Below are 1,063 nucleotides of genomic sequence, written 5' to 3' on the forward strand. Positions count from 1 at the left end.
CGAATATATGGGTGCAATGAACTCTTCTCAAAATTGATATCAAACATCTTGCAAACTGGATGGGTCCATATATGCCGTATGTCGATGAACAGATAATAGGCTCACAACTAAAAATATTAAAACGATTAAAACAGATAGCCTTAAATCAAATAGCAGATTAAGAATGGGTAACTAAAACAATATAAATGGAAAAATTTAGACAGGAGTAAACTGCAATTGAATTAAGGCGTTGCAGAGTAATGTTGAAAATGAATAACAACATTGATACTAATCAATAAATGAAATGTTTAGATTTAATCACTACCTGGTAGCAAAGATGTAAGCGTTAAATGCTAACAATGGCGCTTTAAGCTGATAAAAAACAGTAGAAGTGGTTTAAATTAAGCGTTTTAACGTGATTTACATTTGTAATAATGGAGGAAAATAGCTTATTTCCTCCTCGATGAACTGTGTATTAGTGTATCAAAGCTATTTTAAAACTCTGTCAATTAAAGCTCTGTAAATTAGAGCTCTGTAGAGTCTTTTATATGTGAATCAGCTTTGTACAACTTCACCAAATAGTAGGCGTCGATAAGCACAATAAAGAAGTTAACCAATGCCACCGGAATTGCATCAATAGCTAAACCATAGGCTACAAATAACGCCGCTCCGATAAGGTTCCACCAACGAAGCTTTTTGATGTTTGACATCATTAGCGATATCGCGACGACAACCGACGCTAGATACCCGACCCATTCCCAAATTGTTGCGTTATCCATGCGCTATCCTCATTGGTTTTTGTCGAACCAAGTTATGCAGCAAACATAACTTGAATGTGCAATAAGTATGCGCAAAAATCAGCCATTAAAACAGCCCCTAGCCGAATAAAATTGCTCTTAGCTCCGCAGTGTTTACTGCAGGGGGACCGAGCTGATAAACACGACCCAGACTATCTTTTGGGATTTAAGGTTTTGGCCTTTTAGCTTTTTGGCGTTTAGCGTTTAACTACAGCTGCAGTCATGCGAGTGATCTTGCAATAAAGCATCGCTCACTGGCACGGCGTTGAAACAACACCTTTTATAGC

At 37.4% G+C, this 1,063-nt stretch carries 1 protein-coding gene; it reads right to left on the reverse strand.

Translation table 11 applies throughout. The annotated features are described in order from the left end of the window. Positions 1-503: 503 nt before the first annotated feature. Complete coding sequence (locus ACVBIL_RS20565) at positions 504-758, reverse strand: YgjV family protein (RefSeq protein ID WP_447160914.1); 255 nt, start codon at positions 756-758, stop codon at positions 504-506. Positions 759-1,063: the final 305 nt, after the last annotated feature.

Source organism: Shewanella sp. 125m-7, assembly GCF_052977045.1.

Bases quoted from the DNA above. Each gene is read 5' to 3' on its own strand.
- ACVBIL_RS20565 (WP_447160914.1), bottom strand. From the start codon at position 758: ATGGATAACGCAACAATTTGGGAATGGGTCGGGTATCTAGCGTCGGTT.